Origin of the sequence: Leptospira andrefontaineae (assembly GCF_004770105.1) — a bacterium.
In the GTDB taxonomy this organism is placed as follows: domain Bacteria; phylum Spirochaetota; class Leptospiria; order Leptospirales; family Leptospiraceae; genus Leptospira_B; species Leptospira_B andrefontaineae.
Window position 1 is genome coordinate 1 of the sequence record NZ_RQEY01000005.1, and the last position, 23,149, is coordinate 23,149.

Here is a 23,149-nt window from a genome sequence, read left to right on the forward strand (position 1 = left end):
ATTCCCTCGAGCATCTTCGAACATAAGAGTGCATAAGATATTGCTGAGTTTCACCGGCATATTTACAGATCTATTCTTAATATAAAGAGCAGCTCTTACATAACCTGCGTTTGCATCGACTTTGGAGGTTTGATTAATTTTCGATGTCTTTTCGGATCTAAACTTTCTAGCTTTTTGGCTAGCGGAGTCTGACTTAACGGATTTTGCTTCTTTATCAATATCGTTTTTAAAAGGTTTATCAGCCCATTTAGTCGTTGTTGCTTCATCCAAGGCTCGTTTCGACCATTTGTTTGTTGTAGATTGAGTATATTCTAAACTTGTTTGGGCAAGAACTGGAACAGTAGCACTAGCCTTTAAGCTATATGTGGCTGAGTTTTCCTGTGATTGCTCGTATTCTTTTTTGTACTGATCTTGGAATTGTACAGTTCGAAGGTTTATTTCATTCTGATGCATCGACTCGGAACCTTCGCTCTTTGTAGATGCTAAATCATCCGAATTGATCTCACTAACAATCTCGTCGCTTTCACCGGTACTACTTTTCAAAATTGCAATCTTCATAGTGATTGGAGGAGCAACAACAGTGTCTATCTCAGGATAATCCGCTACCCAAACGTTTGTAGTAGTTTCATTGATATTTAATATACCGTCACCATCGAAATCGTTCACGATGGTTGTTCCAGTTGGATCGATCGCTCCACCTAATGCTTGAGCGTTTACTTTAGTTCCTGGCTTTAAGTTGAACAAACCATTCACAGGTGTATTACCACCACCTCCGACAGGAACTCCTCCTTTATCCACCACAAGAGGAACTTTTTCCGCAACTAGCCAAGTGGCCTTTTTCAGATCCACATTCCCATTGCTAAAGCCCCAGTCGCTTAAACAACTTACAAAGAAAAGCAAAGCAGATGCTATAATAACTTTCCTAACAACAATCCTAGCGATCACATCGAACATCGAACGAACCTCCGGTTTCCTATCACTTAAAAGAACCAAATCCAAGAATACAAAACGCACCGGACAAATCTTTCAGGCAATGCCTGACTTTTTTGACCGAGTTCAAATTTTTACTCACAGTTTTGCCAGATTCGTCTCCGAATCAGAACATAACTTTGGCGTTTGAATGGACGTTTCGAAAAAGTTCCCACTTTTGTCCAATTTTTTGTAAGAACTTTAAAAAAAATACAGGAAACGTTAAGAAAACAGGTAATGATCGGGTGAAAATGAAATTAATAGAAGGATGTTTAGAAATTTTTACCCCAATAAGGATAACTCAGAAAAATTAGAACGTATCCCATAACGGATAGTTTAGATTATCTTAATACGGAATATTTTCAGAGAGAAACTTCTTTAAATAAAAAAGCCTCTGGTTCTTATTTAAGAACCAGAGGCCTCACTTTAAATTAGAATATAAATTTTCTTAAAGCTTATAAGTAGCTTGGAAGGAGTAACTCACCCCTGTTCTGTAAGAAAGGAATAGATCTTTCTCTCCGGTTAGCTCGTTCTTTTGATACACTCTATATCTTGTATCGAAAATGTTTTGAGCGGAAGCTTTAAATTCTAAATGGTCTCCCATCTTAGCAGTATAAACAACGTCGGTCAAACCAACTGCTCTTTCATATGCATCCGGAAGTCCGTTTGCACCCACTGCATATAACCTGTCTCCAAAGTAGTTATAATAAACACCGATGGTCTTATTTTTTTTCTCATTCAGGTGAAAGTCAAATTTGACGTTAAAAACCAATGGGGATTGTCCTTGTAAAGGACGTGATAGATTTGTAGGGTTATACGCTGCAGCTCTCGAAAGTGAATCAACCAATCCGCTTTGAACCATTATGTATTGCTGCCAAGAAAGAACATCCACTCTGGATTGAATTATGAACATGTTTGCTTCGAATCTAATCCTATCTGTGAGTTCTTTACGAAAATCAAATTCAACCCCTTTGATCGTTGCTTGTTCTGCATTTAAGTAGGTAAATCGTTGGGAAATACTTCCGGCTACTGGTTGTCCTACCATTTCGATCGGATCGGAAATTTGTTTTAAGAATGCTCCTACTCCAACGTAATCGGTAGCGTTCAAATAATATTCGTAACGAACATCATAGTTATGGATATAGGATCTTCTTAAATCGGAATTACCGAAGATACGGTTTGCTCCGAAGTATGGAGTAAACCCGAATGGAGAAAGTTCTCTTAAATCGGGACGTGTAAGAGTCTGAGTTGCAGATAGTCTTAAAATTTGATTATCCGCAAATTCCCAATTCAAGTTTACAGAAGGAAGGTAGTCTCTTGTTCTTAATTCTCCGACACCATTATTATTTGCATCGCAGATATCATTTCTGACTAATGCAATCCTAGCAAATTCGTTATCTATCTTACAACCATAGTCTAGGTTATATGAACTATACGAATCACGAAGAACGAATGTTTTTACCTTCTGATAACTATCTTCATAGCGGACCCCGAATAGGGTTTTTAATTTAGGAAGGATAGGTAAATCTACCTGGCTATAATACGCTTGCAATTTTTGGAATGCATTATACGCATTCGATTCCACCTGTCTTTCCGAGAATGTTACCAAATCATTCAAGAAAAGATATGGATTGGAATAGAATTCTCCTGGAACAGGATATCTTTCTAAACCACCTAAAGTTGTATTTGGCTTTTGTCCAAATTCCCTGAATCGGAAATCCTTTTCTCGAGACATTGTATAAGTTCCGAATTTGAAAAGGGCTTTTAGACCAGACCACTGATCGAATGGGATTTCATAATTTAATTTAACAGCTTTCGTAGTATCTTTAGAATCCGAGAAGAATCTAGAACCGTCCGGGTTGTTTCCTAATCTAGTCAAATCATAAGGATTTGGATCTCCAACAGTTTGTCTCCATACCTGTTGTTGTAGATTTGGTTGGTCACGATTTGCTATCGCATAGTTTACTCGCCAGTCAAATTTGTGAGCTCTTTCTCCAAACCAGTTTAGTGCATGATCTCCACCCAAAGTATGGTGTTGTATCAAACTGCTTGTATACTGGCTAGTCAGTGCCTTAAAATTATATAAGTCGATATAATCTGTTCCTCTTGCATCTCGAACTACGCCTTCACCTTGTTGAGTATATAAAGATTTAAGGAAAATTTGTTGGCCTTTAGTTATTTCATAGGCCAAGTTCATATTGTTTCCCCAGTTACGTTCTTCTGTATAAAGGTCAGCTCTTTGTTCTTGTTGTTTTAAGAGAGTAGAACCGGCGGTTGTGAGATTAAAAGGGGCTGCTGCAAGATATCTATAAGATTCTTCCTGCCTGAATCTAAAGTTACGGTTGTACGTTGAACCTACTAAAATTCCGATTCTAGACGTAGCTCCGACCTTGAATGTATCTCCATAATTGATGGAAAAATTCTTATCGAATGGGGCCGGTCCAGAATCTGGGGTCCATTTTTGATTAAATGTTGTAGCGCCTGCTTGAGTTAGTTTAGGATCGATCCCGCCAAAAATACTACCCGGTTCAATGGGAAGAGATTCCGGAGCATTACGGAATGGATTTTTTTGGTTATCGTTTACACCGCCGAGCATATTCCCTTGGTTCATATTCAAGAATTTATGACCTGTAGTATTATAGTTCCCACCTGCTCCAACAGCTACACTGAATTGTTTCTCTTCAGGATATTCTTGGGTCTCAATTTTTACTAATCCTCCTGAGAATTCTCCTGGTAGTTCAGGTAAGAATGTTTTAATAATTCTCACGTTCTTTAAAACGCCTGAAGGAAAAATATCCAATGCAACAACTCGTTTATCCGGTTCAGTAGATGGAACTAAAGTATCATTCAATTCCGTATTGGAATAACGTTCTCCCAGTCCTCGAACGAATACGAATTTACCGCCGACAAGAGTAATACCGGTTACTCTTCGAACGACTTCACCAGCGGAGGAGTCAGGGCTTTTCTTGATTGCTTCTTTGGAAATACCGTCGGAAACCGAGGAGGATTTTTTCTGAAGAGCGAGTAGGGCAGCTTCCGCATCATTCAACGCTCTTCCTTTAACATCAACAGTTTCTAAAGTCTGAAGACCGAAAGTTACATTGATTACCTGAGATTTTCCAGGTGTTACGGTTACAGAGCGTTTTTGAGGAGCAAATCCCATCATTTGAAATTCAATTTCATGTGCTCCGGCTGGAAGCTCTAGATCGTATGCGCCATCAAAATCTGATTTAGCGAATTTTTTAATGGAACGAACTACAATAGTTGCACCAAAGACGGCTTCTCCATTATCTCCATCCACGATTTTCCCGCGTATTTTCCCGGTCGCTTGACCGAAAACGGAGGGAGATAGAAAAAAAATGAGTAGGGTGATTGATAGGTATTTTTTTTTCATGATTCGATTTTACTTAGTTTATATTATATATTCTTAAAATTAAGATCCAATAACGCAGACTTTGAATTTGCCTAGATGTTCTATAACTAATCGGACTTGATCTAACTCGACTGTCTCATTTCCGAATTTTAGAACAAGATTTCCGACCCTATGTCCTTTTAGTACATTTAGTTGCCGTACTTCAGGTCTCCAGGTCAAAGTTTCGATTTTGAAACTTTTTCCTTTGAATCGTTTTAGAGAGTTTTGTATTTTTTCAATGGCGATATAACGGCGCAGATCTGCAATTTTCCAAGCCTCATCCAAAGGCATGGTGGTGGATAAAGTGTTCTCTTCTAAAGTATTAGGAAGAAAGATATTAAGATATTCATCTTTAGTGAATATATAATGTTCTGTCTCTCCTTTCTGGATAGATTCTATAAACCGAATTACAGCTTCTTCTTTGGTTTTGCTGGTTTCGGAAATTTCATATTTATCTTGTATATGAGCTTTTAAATAAGCCTTCGACTCTTCGACTCTTCGGAAATAATCCGGATCGTCTCCTTTATCTTCTCGCTTACAATCGATTGATGTTAATAACGAAAATAATATAAATAAGATGGATAGAGTTAAACTGATCCTTCTTCGATTCATGATTTGTTTTTCCCGGATAATTTTTATTTTTTTATAAAAAAGCCTCCCCATTGCTGAGGAGGCTTTTAGTAGTTCTTTTAATTTTCGATTAACGAGCTCTCCAGACAGTCCATCCGGAATACCAAGTGTTTCCACCGGTTGGAGTAAGTGTTGTAGTTCCGTCGAAATCAGACAAGGTTCCTGCTGGAACTCCACCTCTAGTGTTCTGAGCTGCTACTGATTGTAGATCAGGTTTGAAACCTAAAAATCCGCAATTAGCTTGTGTGTCGGCAATTGATACAACTGGAGCAGCTACAAGAGTTTGATCCCGTCCTGGAGATGTACAGCTTCCTGCACTATCAGCGGTTGGAGCAGTATCACTTACCAGAGTATCGATTACGGAAGAAGATGCGCTAAAACCAGCAGTGTTTTCACACTTAATGTTTTGTTTAAAACCGTAAGCCAAACCATGTTGGAATTTTCCTAACATACCTTCTCTATGTCTTTCCGCGTAACTTCCGTTCTCATTAACTCCTAATAGAGTATAATAATCTACGTAAGGGTTAGAAGAGTTGTTTGGATAGCTAGCTAGTGTTCTCAGTTTACCGGTCGTTGAGTTATCGTTTCCGTCCATTTCCATTGCGCCTGGATCTGTTGAAGGAGAACCTCCACAAACTTTAGGGTATTTTACGGAAACGATATATTTTAGAGCTCCGGAGAAACCCTCATCCATATCGAAATCGTCGTCCATTGAACCGGAGCCGATCATGAACTTACCTCTGAAGCTACGAGTTGCTACGTTTGCTAAGGTGTCGTTGTCCGGAGAAGATGATCCGTTTCCACCACCCCACCATTCGTAAGAGTCGTCCAAACCGCGGTGAACTTGCACGAAGTTATAGTTACCGCTGTTTACTGCATATTGAGAGATACCGTTTAACTCGTCTCCAACTGCAACCTCGGTTCCAGCAAACTCAACAATTGTGTAATTCAAAGTTGCGCTTCCAGTTCCGGAAGATAGTGGATACGCTTGAGGAGTAGTTCCTTCGGTAGTTGCTTTTGCAGCTCGGGTATTATTACCGCTTCCTACGATTGTGATTCCACCCCAGTCTCCAGGAAATCTGGATCCTCTTGCTTGTGCAGAAGTGAAACACACTGGATTCGCAGCAGTTCCGTTTGTTACTAAACTTCCACCTACAAAGAATAGGGATGAGCCTCTTTCACCATAAACGACTGCTCCTGCAGGTACGGTTACTGTAGCTCCGTTTTTCACGAAGACAGTTCCTCTTAGTAAAGTAAATGCTCCAAGAGTTCTGTTGCTTGTGATGGTTCCGCTCAGAATGGTTGGGTTTCCGATGGAATCACATTTGTTTTCACCAACAGTTGCGTTAGGATTGGAGTATTCTCCAACGATTGCAACTACTGCATATGGGGTATCGGTTTGTCCGTTCGCCGGAGTAATATCTACTCCGGATTCATTTATAACTGTAACTGTGCCTGGAAGCGTTGTATCAGAAGGATCGATATTAAACTGTAATTCAAAAGTTCCTAATACTGTTGTATAGTTGGAAGACTTATCTAGAATTGCATCATAATCCGCTCTTCTCTCATCGGAAGCTGCCACACCACTATTATAAAGACCGCATCGACCACCAGTAGTGTCAACATCCCAAGCAGCTGCGACGTTGCCAGCAGCGGATCTTGATTTGTCCAACTCTTCACAAGTTAACTCACGCAGAGTGTAAACAGTTGCTTTTAATGTAGCAGTCTGAGAAGGAACACTAACTACAACTGCAAAGTCTCCATTATCCGCTCCAGCGGCAGTTCCCGCTGCTGAAGAAGTAGTTGTAAAGTCATGGGAAGTGCTAATTTTAACAAAGACCGCTTCTCTTGCTACTTCTGGGCGAACAGTTGTAGCTGCCGATCCAACTCCTAATGCTGCTGGACCAGTTTTTTGAACTTTTGCAAGGATAGATGCTTTTGCGTAGGTTGTGTCCCCACCTAAGCCAGCTAAAGCTAGACCACTAAGATCACCGCCCCCGCCGGAATCACAGCCTACAAGAGCAATGGCAACTGCGAGAGCGCTAACTGCTTTCGAGACTTTTTTATTTAACGATTTCATGGATCGAATTTCTCCTATTCATTCTGAAAGAGGCCGAAATCCGATCGACCTCGTGGATTATGTTAGATAAATTACTTTACGACTTGATTACGTACCTGTTAAGGTTTTGGTTCTTTAGGGTAAAAGTAGTACTACCAAGAAGATCGCGCCAAAAATACCGTAATCCTTGTATCTTTCCTTATCAGGATAGCTTTCCTGTTCCTTTTGTTTCCATTCAACAGGTTTGGCTTCAACAGTAACGACTGTTCTATCAAAACCTCTGCGAGAGCCGTCTTCGAACTCAACGATCACACCTTGTTCTGTCTGAGTAGTTTTTACGTTCTCGATCACTTCTTTGGTTTTTGTATTCGTGACTGTGTCTGCAGAAAGAGTTCCCAAACATATTAGAAAAATTGAAATTGTAATAATAGTTCTCGTAATCATAATGTAATACTTCCGATTCACTGTATCCTCCTTATGGAAAGTATGGATACTCGTGCAATTCGATTAAGCCGAGAACTGTTACAAACAGATTAAATGTAATAAAGTAGAAGGAAGGAAAGAGTAGGGACTAATTGACTTTGATTAGTTGTGAAGTTACGAAGAAGGTCTTTTAGGTTTGGACAAATTTCTCCAATTCTTCTAAAAGGATAGGCTTGCTTAAAAAATATCCCTGTGCTTCGTCGCAACCTAGATCTTTGATCTTACGCATTTGCACTTCTGTTTCTACACCTTCTGCGGTGATGCGGAGTCCTAAACTTTTTCCCAATGCGACGATTGTTTTGGAAATCGCTAGTGAATTTGGATCTGTTAGAATTTTACGCACAAAGGATTGATCCACTTTTAAGGTTTTGAGAGGGATCTTGCTTAAATAAGAAAGACTGGAATATCCTGTTCCGAAATCGTCTAAAGCGAGTGAAATTCCCCAAGAATGTAGTTCTCCTAAGATTTCCAAAGCGGATTGTATATTGGTAATCAGGCTGGATTCGGTGATTTCAAGCTCTAGATCTTCCACACTAAGATTGTTTTTTTCTAAGATATCTAGGACCTTTTTTGTGATATTCTTATCTTCTAATTGTTTTGCTGATAAGTTTACAGAGATACGGATTGGAGGAAGTCCTCTCTTTTTCCAATTTCCTAAGTCTTCCATGGATTTTGAAAGAACCCATTCTCCCATCTCTCCAATGATCCCGCTTTCTTCTGCGATTGGTATGAAAATTGTAGGGGAGATGACTCCGTATTCAGGATGATTCCATCTGAGTAATGCTTCTGCGGAGATTTTTTTGCCTGTTTGTACTTCTATTCTTGGCTGGTATTGTATGAAGAGTTGGTTTTTCGAGATGGCAAGTCTTAGATCTTTTTCTAAAAGATATTTTTCCTTCATTCTTTCTTTCCATTCGGAAGAATAAGTTTGGATCTTAGAATTTCCGGAAAGTTTCGTTTGGTTTAATGCGGTTTCCGATTTCCATAAAAGTTGATCGGAAGATTTTCCATCATAAGGAAAAACTGATATTCCAATTCGTATTTCGGAAGAGATCTGTTGGTCAACAACGTGTAAGGGAGAAGATGTGCTGTTTTGGATCTTTGCAGCCCAGACCTCCGAATCAGTTTCTAAAATTTGAGAAGAAGAAGGTAATGGGAAGAAGGAGAATTCTCCATCTCCAGTTCTTGCAAGAACAGTTTCCGGTCCAAGCATTGTTTCCAATTTTTGGACTAGTGATCTGAGATATAGATCTCCCATATGGACGCCGAAATTGGATCTGATCTGTTTTAAATGGGTCGCTTCCAAAGAAAGAACTGGAAAACTTAATATTTCTTCTCTCATAGAAAGTTCATGAAGAGAATTGCTTAATCTTTCTAAGAATAGATCCCGATTCGGTAGTCCGGATAGACCATCATAGTTTGTCATATAATGGATGAGTTCATCCAGTTTGCGCACAGTGGTGACTGTATCCGCCATTAAAGAACCTGCTTCGTCATGGAATACAGTTGGCAGATTTGGGATCTCTTTTTCGCTCAGATATCTATTTAAGGACTTAGAGGTGAGCATTACCGGAGCTAATAGTTTATGTAATGCAAGAAGTGTAGCAGCAGTTCCTGCAAGAGTCGCCACGAGTGCGATACCTAAAATTTTTAGGGCAGTCTGCATATCTTGAACAGTAGATATCACGAAAAATAATAAAAGTGTGATCAGCGGAACATGGGTCCCAAGAAACGCCACCAGCATAATTTTGCTGGAATAGGTTTTAAGAATTCGGATCTTGCTAAGATAGGAATAGAAATTTAATCCGTTAAGACTCATCAAAGTTTCCTTTTGAATGGAACGTTATACGTTTTAGCGTGGGCGTTGTGCTTTTCGTCTTAAGGAGGGAAGAATTTTTCTACTTATAAACCATGCTTTTGAAGGGGCTTCCCTAAACAAGGACAAAAAATTAAAGGCCTAGATCGAAGTGTTTAGTTGATAATTTATTTCTGTTTATATGGATCCCTGCATCACCTCTAAGGAAGTTCTCACGCAAAGTCGCTAAGTAGAAAAGATCCTCCCCTTATATTTCCAAGATCTTCTACTCTTCGCGTGATTATTCCGCGACAGTGATGCGCAGGGCTTTAGTCACGAAGTGACGAGGGCGCCGCCCGAGCCCGAAGCAGCGCGATCTGAGCGAAGCGAAGAGTCGCCCAATTCTTTCCTTTGCCCGAAACGACAATTCTATTCATTTTAAAACAATCGTTAGAAAATATGTCCGCTTTGAGATTTTTTTCTTGCCCCAAAGTGAACTTATGTTATAATACCAAACGTTCGAAATAAATTAAATCGATTGATTTTCCCGAAGAAATGCGGGATAGGAGAGAGAGATGAGTGTAGGGAAAAGATTATCCTTCTTGATCGCATACCTGATTCCGGGTTTGGCCGTGGCCGGTTACTATTTGGGAGGCGGTTTTAATTTTTTAACATTGGCGGTAGTATTCGGAATTCTTCCAATCATGGACCTTTGGATTGGTCCGGATGCGAGCAATCCTAAGGAAGAAGATGTACCGGAACTTCAAAAGGAATTCTATTTTAGATTCCTTACCTATGGCTGGGCTTGGATCCAATTTGCATTGGTGATTTGGGCTTTATGGGAAGTCCAAACTCAAACTCTTTCCACATTAGAATGGGGAGCTTTTGTTATAGCGATTGGTGTAAACACCGGTGGGATCGGGATCACTGTTGCACACGAACTCGGGCATAAGAACACTAAGATTGAACAATGGTATTCAAAATTCATTCTTATGACTGTTTGTTACATGCACTTCTTTATAGAACATAACCGCGGCCATCATGTGAATGTTTCTACTCATGAGGACCCTGCTTCCAGCAGAAAGGGAGAATCTTTCTTTGCATTTTATCCAAGAACTGTTGTGGGAAGTTTGACCAGCGCTTGGAACTTAGAGAAAAAAAGATTGGGCAAACTCGGCAAGTCTGCTTGGACATTTGATAATGAGATGATCACATCTATGATCATTCCGGTTTTATTTATCTCTGCAGTGACTGGGATTTTTTACGCGATCACCGGTAACTTAAGCTGGCAGGTACCCGCATTCTTCTTCGTTCAAAGTTGGATTGCATTCTCTTTATTGGAACTTGTGAATTATATAGAACATTACGGTTTGGCTCGTAAGGAATTGTCTCCAGGAAAATTCGAGAAGGTTCTTCCGATCCATTCTTGGAACCAAAACTTCAGTCTATCTAATGCGTTCTTGTTCCAGCTACAAAGACATTCCGATCATCATGCGAACGCAGGAAGAAGATACCAATCCTTGAGGCATTTTGAAGAAAGTCCCCAACTTCCTTATGGATATGAATTGATGATACTTCTGGCGTTATTTCCTCCGCTTTGGTTTAAGGTGATGGATAAAAAATTGGAAGAATGGAAAAGCCAACATGGAGAATCTTCGATAGGCTCTTCCGGAAAAAGGGAACCTGCTACTGCATAATCCTGTCTAAAAAATAGATCTTTTTGGTAAAGAGTTAGAGGCTGCCCTCTAACTCTTCTTTTTTACTTAAGAACTAAAAGATTGCCTTTTAGTTTTTGTATTTTTCTAGAACCTTTAACGTTCTTTGCATATCGTCTCTTTGTTGTTGGAGATCCTTCTTCAATAGTTCCGGAAGTTTTTTATTTTGATCCAAAAATTCCTGAGTTCTCTTTAACAAATTCGGATCCGGTTCGAAAGAAGGAAACATCATATGCCCGAATGCAGAAGCAAAATGTGGATCTCTTGTTTCATACACTGAGATCACGGAATTAAAATAAAGATCAGTATAAGAAACCAATAATTGCTTTTGGTGATTCCACTGAAATCCTCTCATTCCGTATCTTAAGAAGTCCGTTGAATCTCCTTCTTTAGGTTTCAGGAATCTTTCCCAGGACTCTTTTTTGGTTTTGGTATCCGGGAAGGAAACTCTAGCTAAGAAAGCTTTTTTTGCTCCCAGATCCGTATTGTCCTTAGTGACTTCTTCTTCGATCCGTTTGGAAGATTCAGGATCACCGTAAGCGCTTAATCTGGAGAGAATTACCCAACGTCTTTCTTGGTCCATTGCGATTCCCGGAATACTTTTTTTCTGATCCAGTAATTCTTTCAGATAAGATAGCTGTTCTGATGATTTAGAAGTATTTTCTAATATTCTAAACCATAGTATCTGTTCTTGTTCGGAGTTCTGTGATAAGAGGGATTTTTCTTTAGCGATACTGTTGAGCTTGTCTGACCAGGTTCTCTTCTCAGCTTCCGGGATATAATTATCGATTACTGTTAAAGCTTTGGTTAATATATGGCTGTTTCTAACAGAAAGATCCGGTTCTTTTAAGCCTTGGTCCAAGGCTAACTCCAGGAATTCCTTAGGGGCAAGTTCTGCGTCTCTTACCATCTGCCATAAACTTCCCCATACAACTCTTCTGGAAAAACGATCTTTCAGAGTGTGAAGACTTCTTTTTAAGATAGGAAGTGATTCTTTGCTTAAATAGGTTTTAGCATAAGCAAAGTCTTCCGTATTTAAGAGTAGAAGGTCCGCTTCTCCCGTATAATTTTCCTCTAATAGGGTTTCTTTTCCTTTTACGAGTACTCTTTTTTTCCAGACTTCTTCTAAGATCCCGTTCTTTTCTCTGAATAAAGAAGCTTGGAGTGCATGTGTGCGCAGAAGCCCATTCGTTGCAGAAGGTCCTTGGTGTAAAAATAATCTACCGTTTTGCCGGATTGGGCTTAGAGTGTTGACTCCTGTTGTTTCCAACCATTCTTTACTCCAACCTCTGATATCGATCCCGCTGGTTTCCGACATACAGGAAAGAAAATCGTTTAAGACTGTGTTCTTCTCCGCATGTCTTTTGAAATAAAGCCTCATCGCATCTCTGAATTTTTCTTCTCCCACGTAATACATCAATTGGCGAAGAACTGAGGCACCTTTTGAATAAGAGATCCCGTCGAAATTGCTGATCGCTTCTAATGTATTTTCCGCTTTTCCGGCGATAGGGTGGGTGGTTGAAAGTTGGTCTTCTCTATAAGCCCATTCTTCCCTTACATAAAAATGTTCTAATGCGTCGGGGAAAATTTTCCCATTAGACATGGAATAATAAGAAAGATAATCCGCAAAACTTTCATTCAACCAAAGATCGTTCCACCATTTCATCGTGACTAGGTTTCCGAACCACATATGGACCATTTCATGATACACAGTGTTTGCTCTGTTTAAGTATTCAGAATAGATCCTAGGTCCGCGGAAAATATAACTTTCGGAGAATGTGACTGCTCCCACATTTTCCATGGCTCCCATATTGAATTCAGGTACGAATATTTGGTCGTATTTTCCATAAGGATAGGGGACTCCAAAATATTCCTGTAAAAATCCGAATGCTTCTTTGGTGATTGCAAATAAATTCTCAGCATCCATGTATTTGGAAAGGGACTTTCTGCAGAATATTCTAAGAGGGATTTCTCCCGCCTTATCTTCCCAGACCGCATAAGGCCCTACGATCAGAGAAAATAGGTAAGTGGAGAATTTTTTAGTCTTATTGAACTTTATGTTTTTATAATTTCCCTGGATCTCTTCCGATTTCGGGACTGTATTATGGATATAGGTCCATTCAGAAGGTCCTGTGATCTCCAGTTCGTATATTGCTTTTAGATCCGGTTGGTCGAAAGAAGGGAATAGCCTATGAGCTTCGAATGGTTCGAAGTCCGTATGCATATATTCCGCTTTGTCAGAAGGATCCGTAAATTTATGAAAGCCTGAACCGCTATGATCAAAAGTATTTTTGTATTTGATCTTGAGCTCGTTTTTACCTTCCGCTAATAATTCTCCAGGCAAGAATAGTGCAGATTCTTTTTTTTCGTAATTCGTTTCTTCTTTTCCGTTTATCCAAAGGATCTCAATCTTCTTGGATACAAAATCTACTTTGAGTTTTCCTTTTTTGCCGCCGCTGTAAACGAATCTAACTGTAGTTTCTCCCTCGTATTCTTGGGATCCTTTTTCCAGTTTTAATTTTAAGGTATAGTCCACTTCGGAGATCTGTCCGGAGCGGAGCATTGCTTCTTGTTGGGTAAGAATATTATCCATATTAAACCGTTATATCCTTTAGATCCATTTTTCGAAGACGAGGTGAGATCGCGGTAACAATCCCTACAGTTAAGAGAGTGAGTGATCCACCTATAACCACGGAAGGGACCAGGCCGAATGCTTTTGCGGTTGCCCCTGATTCAAATGCCCCTAGTTCATTAGAAGAACCAATGAATATATTGTTCACTGCGGAAACCCTTCCTCTCATATGTTCTGGGGTATACATCTGAACGATTGTATGGCGGATCACAACACTTACCATATCAAAGGAGCCGCTTACGATCAATGCCGCACAAGATAAGTAGAAGTTTCTGGAAAGAGCGAATACGATCATACAAATCCCAAAACCGAATACACTACTCAATAATATGATCCCTGAATTTGTTTTAGGAGGTTTTACTGCGATAAACAACGCACAAAGAACTGCGCCGATTGCAGGAGCTGATCTTAAAATTCCGTAATATTCAGGACCCATTCCTAAAACTTCTCTCGAGAATGTAGGAATAAGTGCTACAGCTCCACCGAATAATACTGCAAATAGATCCAAACTGATCGCCCCCAAGATCAACTGGTGACCGAACACAAACTTCCAACCGGTTCCTAAACTTTTCCAGATGGATTCCTTCTCTCCTTGTTTTTCAGGAACAGGTTTCGAAGGAACAAGTAATAGTAGGAATAAAGAGAACACCATGATACAAAAGTCAGCGAGATATGCAGTCTGCACTCCATTAAATCCTGTCAGAAGTCCGCCAAGCATCGGACCTAAAACTGCAGAACCCTGCCATGCAACACCACTCCATGTGGCTGCGTTCGGAAAAATTTCCTTAGAGACTAACTGAGTTTGGAAGGCAGCGATACTTGGAGATAAAAACCCTCTACAAATTCCAGAGAAGAAGATCACGGAATAGATTGGATACACCCAATATTTTTCGATCACCCATTCAAAACCTGGAAGAGTGAATAATAAAAGTAAGAAGGAACTAAAAGTCAAACCGGCTAAGGAAAGAGAGATAATCTTTTTCCTCGGGAAACTATCCACAACCAATCCTGAAAAAAGAGAAACTGCTACATTAGGCATAAGCTCTGCAAATCCGATCAGACCAACGAAAAATGCATCGTGAGTGATATGGTCTATCTGCCAGAAGACCACGGTGGATTGCATAACGAATGAAAGTGTGACCAAAAATTTTCCGGCCAAGAAGTTCCTGAACTCAGGGACTTGTAAAGAAACGAATGGGCTCGTGTTTGCGGATTTTGTCATGAGATAGTTCTACTTCTTCTTTTCTCCGGATTTTAAAAAGAATAATCCGAAAGCCGCCACGACCATCGCGTGGTGTAAGATATTCTTCTCTAAAATTTCGGGAATTTTGTTTAAGGGATATTGATACACTTCTATTTGTTCGCTTTCATCCAGTTCCTGTCCACCCGGGTGAGGATAAACATTCCTGGCGATATAAGTATGACACCAATTATTCATGAAGGCTGGATTTGCGGAAACCTTTCCCAAATATTCCCAGTCGTCCGAAACAAATCCTGTCTCTTCTCTTAGTTCTGCCTGTGCAGATTCTAAGAGTGAATTTTTTTCTGCGATACCACCTGGGATTTCCAAACAATAAGAATGTATACCATGTCTGTATTGATCGATTAGGATCACATTTTCATCCTGAGTGAGCGCGATAACATTCACCCAATCTTTAGATTCTACTTTGAAAAAATTGCCTGAGATCGTTTTGTCTGGCGAAACTTTCGGAATGGAGACTAACTCAAAAATCGGAGTTTTAAATGCGGAAGTTTTTTTTCCTTCTTCCCAAAGATTGGAGTCGGGGAGGTATTTTTCTGGGCGGAATTCTTGCATATCTGCCGTTTCTTCCAGTTTTTTGAAATCCTTTCAGATTCGCAAACCTTTGCCTGTACGCGGTTGACAAGAAGAGAAAAATCAGGATTATGTCGCTTATAGATGGGGTTCGAAAAATCGGATTTTTCGGATCCTTAAGATTATTTTGCCCTCATAAAGTTGGATGAAAGAAGAAACAAATCATAGCCTGGACCTATTTTCCCATCTGGAAATTCCTGAACAAAAGCAGGAGGAGCCTGCACAGGATCTGCCATTACTCAGCTTTTCGGAAACTATTTCAGTTCCAAAAGAAGAAGGTCCGCAGGTGGTAGGAACTCCCGCTACTTCTACCCAAGAAGAAGTACAAGAGGAATCCTACGGTTCTTCTTTTTATGAAGAAGACGATTTTTCAGAAAACGAGACTCCAGAATTCGTTTCCACTCCGGTAGAAGTTTCAGAAGAACCGAAAGAAATTGAACCTGAGTCAGTGGTAGGAACTCCAGACCAGGTCGAAATTACAATTTCAACCGAGGTCCAATCAGAAACGACAGAGGTTTCTGTAACTTCCGGAACTTCCGACTCCGAAGAAAAACCTTCTGCTCCTAAAAGAAAAAGAGAAGAAAGGCCGAAGGAGCCTCGGGATTCCGCTGCTATTTTTCTAAGCTTATCTCCGGAGCAGGCTCGCGCCGTTCAGACTATCCATGGCCCTCTTTTGATTTTTGCTGGTGCAGGTTCCGGGAAAACAAGAGTGATCTCTAATCGTATCGCTCATATGATCCAGGACCATCATATCCCTGCTGGGAAGATCGTTGCATTATCCTTCACTAATAAAAGTGCAAAGGAAATGGGAGAAAGAGTTCGTAAACTTATCCCTAGAAATTTATTAAAAGGGATCACTCTTTCCACATTCCACTCCTTAGGACTGGGAATATTAAAAAAACATATTGAGAAGCTCGAGTATAAACAACCTTTCCTTCTTCTGAACCAAGCAGACCAAGAAGGTCTTGTGACAGGAATGCTTGTTGCCCAGAAATTGGAACCTAAACGCCCTCAGATCATGGAAGTACTTTCTAAAATTTCCAGGATCAAAAACTCAGGTGAAGATTATTTAGCGGATATGAGAACCTCTATGAATGAGGGAGACCTTTTAGCTGCTTCTCTTTTTCATCAATACCAAGATACTTTAAAAGAACAGAACTCTATAGATTTCGATGATTTGATCCTTCTCCCTTCTAAACTTTTAAGACAGTTCGAAGAAGTAAGAGATGAATACCATAAAAAGTTCCAATACTTTATGGTGGATGAGTTCCAAGATACAAACCCGATCCAATACGAATTTTTAAGAGCACTTATGGGAGAATCGGACAATCTATGTGTGGTAGGTGACGACGACCAGTCCATCTATGCATTTAGAGGATCAGATGTAAGTTTGATCTTAGGGTTCGAAAACGATTTTCAGGGTGCGAACGTTATCCGCCTCCTAGAGAATTATAGATCCACAGATATCATTGTTTCTGCTGCGAACTCTCTAATTCGTCATAATCTTTCCAGAAGATCCAAGGAACTTTTCTCGAAGGTGCCTGGTGCCCTGAAGGTTAAGTATGTGGAAAGAGGGGATGAGAAAGACGAGGCAGAATGGGTCGCAGACAAGATCCGAGAAGAGATCATTAAAGAAGCTAGGAAAGGAAGCCAGATCGCGATCTTATTCCGTACGAATTTCCAATCCAGACCATTTGAAGAAGCGTTCAGAGCGAGGGAAATGCCTTATAAGGTTGTGGGCGGTTATAACTTCTTCGATCGAAAAGAAGTTCGAGATCTGATCTCTTATATCCGTCTCATAGCAAACCAAAAGGACGACGCGTCTTTATTAAGAATTATTAATTATCCAAAACGTGGGATCGGTGCAGGGTCCATTTCTCTTGTTCATGAAAAAGCGGCTCAGAACAAAGAATCCCTTTATGAGACATTATTCAGAGTCTGCGAATCTCCTGATTTTATCCCGGATCTGAACCGTAAAATTTCTTCCGAGATCTATAATTTCGTAAATTTGATCGAAAAGGCAAAGAAGAAGTTCTCTTCTTCTCCAAGACTATTCTTCGCATTACGAGAGTTAATCGCAGATCTGGGTTTGGAAAAAGAGATCATATTGGAAGAGAAAGAGGAGAAGGTCGCAAAGGCTCGTATCTATAATATGTCCGAGCTTGTGAACATGTTGGCGTTCTTCGAAGAAAATAATGACTCGGGCGAAAAACCCACATTATTCGACTTTATCAACCGTTTGGCGATGCTTATGGAAGATGAGCCGAATGACGAGAAAGAAGATAATCGAGTACAGTTACTCACCATTCATCAATCCAAAGGATTGGAATTCGAGTCTGTTTATGTCGTAGGACTAGAAGAAGGGATCTTGCCTTCCGGAAGAGCTACCGTAGAAGACCAATCTGTGGACGAAGAGCGACGTTTGATGTATGTAGCGATGACTCGGGCGAAGAGGCATTTATGCTTGACAGGTGCCGCTAATCGCCGCAAATTTGGGGAGCAATTGGCCTCCGAGCCTTCTCGCTTCCTTAAGGAGATAGATCCGGAGACTTTGGACTGGCTTTCTAACGAGGAAACCAGACAACAGGAGACTAATGATTTCCTGCAAGAACTCGAAAAATTGAAAATCGGATGAGAAAATGAGTAAATATCTGACAATATTGTTTATCGGAGCTCAATTCCTCCTCTACTGTGCAAGTACACAAAAAGAAGGGGCGGTTTCCGCCAATTTAGAGACCCAGGTCCGAGCGGAAATCAAGGGAATAGACCAGCAATTAAGCGATCTACACCCTGAAGACAAAAGACGTTCCGAGCTACTCCTCCAAAAATCCAAACTTTTACTAAAAATCGAATCTTTCAAAGAAGCTTCCCTCGTATTGAGAGAAGTTCAAAATTCCAAAGACGGTCGTAATCTTCAACATTTGGACCATTATTTAGGTTCAGCATATCTTGGGATCAACGACTATGATAATGCTATCGTTCATTTCCGTAAGTCGGACAATGTGGATCGCGATTTTGAGTCTGTTACCCGCAAAAAAATGTGGGCAAAAGCATATTTCGAAGATGAGAAATATGGCCAGGCTCTTGGAATTTTAGGCAGAGCTTCCAGAGAGAAAAATTTCGAAAAAGATCTATTCTACTATGAGACCGTAGTAGTCAGCTTCTACAGAATTAAGGAATACAAAAGATGTCAGTTGGTTCTGGAAGAGGGATTACAGAAATTTCCGGAAAGCCTAGTACTGAAGGAAACCTCGGAGAAAATCAGCCAGGTTCTCCAACGGTAATTTTTTTCTCAATACCTCTCCCTAAAAATCCATTTTTTAAAAAGGACAGCGTTACATTCCAGATCGCTGTCCCACCAAAACTGTATCGACTTGTATCTTCTACATTTCAAAAGATACAATCTATCACTGAAAAACCTTCCTTTAGAAAGATATCAATTGCTCTGATAGTGACTTTCCTATTGCTCGCGGCAGCAAAAGAAACTGCGGAATGGTACTTCGTTAGAAGAGTTTTGGATTTGCGTGGAGTGAAGGAACTCACACGCGGATTCATCAATGAAGAATTGGACAGGGCAGTGACCTTGGGAGTCGTAGAATACGAATTCCCGAATCATGTATTTATAGAAGATCTAAAAATTTCCAGCGACGAGGATTTTGCCTCTCAGCGAATGATCTTCAAGGCAAACAAGATTGAACTATTATTACGAGGGCTTTGGAAAGGACAACCTTCTGTAAAAGCGATCCGAGTGCGTAATGCACAATTGAGTATCGATCTGGAAGATAAGATCTCCGGAGAAATTCTATCTTATATCCATAAGATCAATATTCCTGAGATCAGATTGGAAGATACTACGGTCACTGTTTATAAGGGCGGCAAGGTCCTTTTAGAGAATATGAAGGGAATCGATTTTAATATCCGAAAGGAGGATACTAAGATCAATGTCCAAATTTCTGATTCTTTATTTCCTATCCCTGGATTTAGATATGTGAACGGAAAGTTTAGTACGGATATCGGAAGTAATAATATGAATCTGGAAATTCTGTTTAAGAATGCAAAGGCAGAATCTTCCGGAGGTTTATATTCGGAGTTTTCTCAATTCTATCCTAAAAAAGGAAAAATTTCAGGTCGTGCTATTTTAGAGTCGGACGGGACCAATTTGAAAGTCCAAGGTAAAACAGAATTTTCTAATGTAAACGGGATTGTTTTACAAGAGCTTCCATTACAAAGCGAAGTTTGGGAATGGAAAGATATAGATCTGGAACATGAGTGGACCCGCACTCAAAAGGGAGATGTCTTTTCTGAAGAGCATAAAGTATTCTCTGGAGAAGATAAACTCACTCTTCTAAAATCTAAAAATGAGAAGGGGCTGAAGTCCTGGGACCTGAGTCTGACTGTCCAAGACTTGGATGATATCCGCAATTTTCTGCCTGTTTCTTCTGATCTTGAAACCCTTGCTGGAAGTCTGGACTTACATTGGAAAGGGACTGAGACTGGGAGTTACGGAGACTGGATGAAGTCAGAAGCGAAATTTTCTCTCCAAGATTTCAGATGGAAGGATCCTTATTTGGATCTGGAGATTAAAGATGCAGATCTGGGTTGGAATCTTGCAGGAATTTTAGAGGCAAAACTTAAAGGAAAACAATTCGGCCTTCCTTGGTCTGCAAATCTAAAGGGCAAAACAGGATATCGAAAAGGTGTAAAGGGAGATGGGACTGCTTACTTTCCTTTGCAAGGAGAATATAATCTGGAGTTAGAGACCGACTCAATCGTTCTTTCTAACTTTTTTCCTTTGTATAGTTCCGTTCGCCAATGGATTAGAGAAGATATCCATACCAGAATGGAAAAGCTGATCCCTGAAATTAATTTCACCAGAACTCCTATCTATAAATATTTCTTAGAAAATCCTACGGGTAGTCTCAAACTTACAGCCAAGGAAGTGAAATGGGATCTTGGGCTTCCTGCTATGGGCAAGTTGGATGTGGGTTTGAAATTTGCACCTTCTCAATCTAGATTGGATGCAAACATTACTGGAACCGGAACTGCTAAATTAAATTCTTATTTTACTTATGGAACTGATAATCCTTATTTCGGAATAGATTTCGAGACGATCAATCTTGCTTGGGGAGTTCCAAGTTTTTCTTTTTGCGGTGGGGATTTGATCCCGGAAAGTTTGGATTCAGACGGGAATATACGATTTAACGGAAATAATTTCTTAGACATTCACGATAGGATGTACATCACCATCGATAAGGTGAAACTTTCGAATACGATCTGGAAAGGGAAGGGGGAATTCCCTATGCCTGTTCCTCCTAAGTTCGAGATGGGATTCGATTATTGGAATCCGGGCAGTCCTCCCAAAAGAAATGTTTATTGGAAGGGCGGGAACGTAAATGCATCCGCGAACTCTTATATAGATTCCGATTCAATAAAATATTTTGTAACCGGAAACACTTACTCACTTTCCAGCGAATCTAATTCTGCAGTGCCGATCTCGGCTTTCGCGTTTAAGATAAAAGAAAATAGTGCAGGTTGTGTTAAGGAGTAGAAACAGGCTTTTCTTTTAAGAACTGAAGGATCGCTCTACTTGCATTTTTAGAACTATGTTCTTCGCCTAAGGATTCTTTTACAGATCGGATCTCTTCTATCATCTGGTTTCTGTATTTTTTATTCTTTAGGATTGCCATTGTTTCTCTTAAGGTTTCTTCCGGAGTACATTCTGCCTGAATGAGTTCCTTCACCGTTTCTCTTCCGCTTAAAATATTAACAAGTCCTATAAAAGGTGTGCGGATCAGAAGTGCTGAGATAAAATAACTGAGTAAGCTGACCTTGTATAAGATCACCATTGGTTTTTCGAAATATACAACTTCTAAAGTAGCGGTTCCGGAAGTTACTAGGACAATATCCGAGGCTTCGATACATCTTAAAGAACGGTCGAATAAATATTCGATCTTGATACCAGGATTGGATCCTTCCGTTTCTTTAATTTTAGTTTGGATAAACTCTTCTTCTTTTAAGTTGATGTTTGGAATAAGAAAACGTACATGTTTTTTTTCTGCTTCGGCTTCTCCATGGATAAGCGCTGCAGATCGGAGTAATGTATCCAATATTCTATGGATCTCTCCGGATCGAGAGCCTGGCATTAGAGTGATTGTTTGTAAATGAGCCAGCTGTTTTTCATCCACTGGGATTGGAGCTTCTTTTCGGATCTTTTCTTTAATCCTTTGCGCGATTGGATGTCCTACAAATACGGAACGAACTCCATAATCATCGTAAATCTTCTTCTCGAATGGAAATAATACCAACATCAGATTTATAGTTTCTTTAATCTTATAGATCCTACCGAAATTCCAGGCCCAAAGCTGGGGAGAAACATAGAAAATCACTTTGATCCCTAATTCTTTGAGTCTGGCTGCAAGCCTAAGATTGAAACCGGGATAATCGACTAAGATCGCGTGTGTGCAAGAACGTGCCACTGCTTCTTCTACCAATCTATCCATTAAGGCTTTTAGGAATTTGTATTTGAATAAGACTGCTGTGAAACCGATTACAGAAAGTTCTTCCATATCTTCTATAGATTCGAAACCTTCTTCCAACATTCTGGGGCCGCCTATCCCAAAAAAAGTAAGATCCGGATCATGTTTTTTGAGTTCTTTTAATACTTCAGCGCCGAGTAAATCGCCGGAATGTTCTCCAGCTAATATCATAAATACGGGAGAAGAAGGTACGGAAAGATTTTCCGTCCTAATTTTGTCTCCGGCCTTCTTAGGCTTTAGGGAGCTTTTTTTGGGTAGAGTTAATTTTCGAGACGTTGCCACGGCCGATGCTCAAGATATGGATTTTCAATTTTTCTGCAAGGTTAATAAATTCGGAAGGATTTACAATTATCGTCTCTCCTTCTCGAAAGGCGAGTATATCGCAGTTGTTCTCGCTCATTACTTTTAAGGTTTCTATTCCGACTGTAGGTAGATCGAAGCGAGGATCTTGGCTTGGTTTGGAACTTTTGCAAACTACTGCCTTTCTTTTTTTGGCGAAACTTCCGCCTCTTCGGATTGTTTGGTCTGTTCCTTCTACGGCTTCCACCGCCAATACCGATTTATCTACTACTACTACTGCTTGGCCTATATCCAGGTGGGCGATCTTCTCAGCGTATTCCATTCCGAAGATCACGTCTTCCACCTGTTTTTTATCCAAGGCTCTTTTGGTATAACGTCCTTCTGGAAGTAGCAATGACTTCAGATATGTTTTTTGGGAAATGATATGAATACCTTGTTTTTCGAAATCTTCAGCTACCGTTTTGAAGATAGAATAATCGTGACGATTCACCATTCTTGCAAGTAGCGCGAGAGCCTTTAAGTCGAAGTTCAGGCTTTTAAATATAATCTCTTTTTTAACTTTTCCTAATAGAAGAAGTCTATCTATCCGATTTGTTTTGCAGGCTTTTAATAGTCCGCCAATCTTTACGATCCGGATCGGTATTACTCTATCAGGATAATTTCCAGGAGTAAAATCAGACTCTGCTATGGAAAGAAAGAATGGATCTTCCCCTGCTGCCAGAGCTTCTTTCATTCCTATCTGTGGGAGATTTCCTCCTCCCGCTAATATTCCTAAACGTCCCAA

14 protein-coding genes and 1 pseudogene are annotated in these 23,149 nt (G+C 40.1%); 4 read left to right on the forward strand and 11 right to left on the reverse strand.

The annotated features are described in order from the left end of the window. The 6 genes and pseudogenes from EHO65_RS01860 to EHO65_RS01885 all read right to left on the reverse strand — a co-directional run. Positions 1 to 954 (reverse strand): annotated as a pseudogene (locus tag EHO65_RS01860) (LIC12048 family lipoprotein); the annotation flags it as partial. 463 nt (positions 955 to 1,417) lie between these two features. After that, positions 1,418 to 4,363 carry a TonB-dependent receptor domain-containing protein gene (locus tag EHO65_RS01865; protein WP_135772529.1) on the reverse strand — a complete coding sequence of 982 codons (2,946 nt, stop codon included), beginning with the start codon at positions 4,361 to 4,363 and terminating at the stop codon, positions 1,418 to 1,420. Positions 4,364 to 4,402: 39 nt separating this feature from the next. Beyond that, positions 4,403 to 4,993, reverse strand: coding sequence for a hypothetical protein (locus tag EHO65_RS01870; RefSeq protein ID WP_135772530.1), 591 nt, complete (start codon positions 4,991 to 4,993; stop codon positions 4,403 to 4,405). Between the two features lie 88 nt (positions 4,994 to 5,081). Next, complete coding sequence (locus EHO65_RS01875) at positions 5,082 to 7,091, reverse strand: hypothetical protein (protein WP_135772531.1); 2,010 nt, start codon at positions 7,089 to 7,091, stop codon at positions 5,082 to 5,084. Between the two features lie 114 nt (positions 7,092 to 7,205). Then, positions 7,206 to 7,514 carry an LIMLP_04285 family protein gene (locus EHO65_RS01880; protein WP_135772532.1) on the reverse strand — a complete coding sequence of 103 codons (309 nt, stop codon included), beginning with the start codon at positions 7,512 to 7,514 and terminating at the stop codon, positions 7,206 to 7,208. A 169-nt stretch (positions 7,515 to 7,683) separates the two neighbouring features. Next, entirely contained in the window at positions 7,684 to 9,372 is a 1,689-nt protein-coding gene (locus EHO65_RS01885; protein ID WP_135772533.1) for a putative bifunctional diguanylate cyclase/phosphodiesterase, read from the reverse strand. Positions 9,373 to 9,923: 551 nt separating this feature from the next. On the opposite strand from EHO65_RS01885, the gene EHO65_RS01890 reads away from it, so the two are divergent. Then, on the forward strand, positions 9,924 to 11,045 hold the full coding sequence (locus EHO65_RS01890; RefSeq protein WP_135772534.1) for an alkane 1-monooxygenase: 1,122 nt from the start codon (positions 9,924 to 9,926) through the stop codon (positions 11,043 to 11,045). Between the two features lie 88 nt (positions 11,046 to 11,133). On the opposite strand, the gene pepN is transcribed toward EHO65_RS01890, so the two are convergent. The 3 genes from pepN to EHO65_RS01905 are packed head-to-tail and all read right to left on the reverse strand — an operon-like array spanning position 11,134 to position 15,511. Next, a complete protein-coding gene (pepN, locus tag EHO65_RS01895) occupies positions 11,134 to 13,656 on the reverse strand; it encodes an aminopeptidase N (RefSeq protein WP_135772535.1) in 2,523 nt (840 codons plus the stop codon). Between the two features lies 1 nt (position 13,657). Then, positions 13,658 to 14,917, reverse strand: a complete 1,260-nt coding sequence (locus tag EHO65_RS01900) for an MFS transporter (protein ID WP_135772536.1) — start codon at positions 14,915 to 14,917, stop codon at positions 13,658 to 13,660. Between the two features lie 9 nt (positions 14,918 to 14,926). Continuing rightward, on the reverse strand, positions 14,927 to 15,511 hold the full coding sequence (locus EHO65_RS01905; RefSeq protein ID WP_135772537.1) for an NUDIX hydrolase: 585 nt from the start codon (positions 15,509 to 15,511) through the stop codon (positions 14,927 to 14,929). 163 nt (positions 15,512 to 15,674) lie between these two features. Here EHO65_RS01905 and EHO65_RS01910 point away from each other — a divergent pair, with 163 nt between their 5' ends. Genes EHO65_RS01910 through EHO65_RS01920 form a run of 3 tightly spaced genes read left to right on the forward strand, consistent with a single transcriptional unit; the run spans position 15,675 to position 21,077 of the window. After that, the gene (locus EHO65_RS01910; protein ID WP_135772538.1) at positions 15,675 to 18,164 is read left to right on the forward strand and encodes an ATP-dependent helicase; all 2,490 of its coding nucleotides are present in this window, start codon (positions 15,675 to 15,677) and stop codon (positions 18,162 to 18,164) included. A 4-nt stretch (positions 18,165 to 18,168) separates the two neighbouring features. After that, on the forward strand, positions 18,169 to 18,813 hold the full coding sequence (locus EHO65_RS01915; RefSeq protein WP_100707928.1) for a tetratricopeptide repeat protein: 645 nt from the start codon (positions 18,169 to 18,171) through the stop codon (positions 18,811 to 18,813). After that, complete coding sequence (locus EHO65_RS01920) at positions 18,717 to 21,077, forward strand: LIC_12586 family protein (RefSeq protein ID WP_244243403.1); 2,361 nt, start codon at positions 18,717 to 18,719, stop codon at positions 21,075 to 21,077. The genes EHO65_RS01915 and EHO65_RS01920 overlap by 97 nt, the downstream gene beginning before the upstream one ends. Here the strand turns inward: EHO65_RS01920 and lpxB are convergent. Continuing rightward, positions 21,067 to 22,347 (reverse strand): lipid-A-disaccharide synthase, encoded by a 1,281-nt coding sequence (gene lpxB, locus EHO65_RS01925; RefSeq protein WP_135772539.1) that lies wholly within the window; start codon positions 22,345 to 22,347, stop codon positions 21,067 to 21,069. The genes EHO65_RS01920 and lpxB overlap by 11 nt on opposite strands. Beyond that, positions 22,295 to 23,149 (reverse strand): LpxI family protein, encoded by an 855-nt coding sequence (locus EHO65_RS01930; RefSeq protein ID WP_135772540.1) that lies wholly within the window; start codon positions 23,147 to 23,149, stop codon positions 22,295 to 22,297. The genes lpxB and EHO65_RS01930 overlap by 53 nt, the downstream gene beginning before the upstream one ends.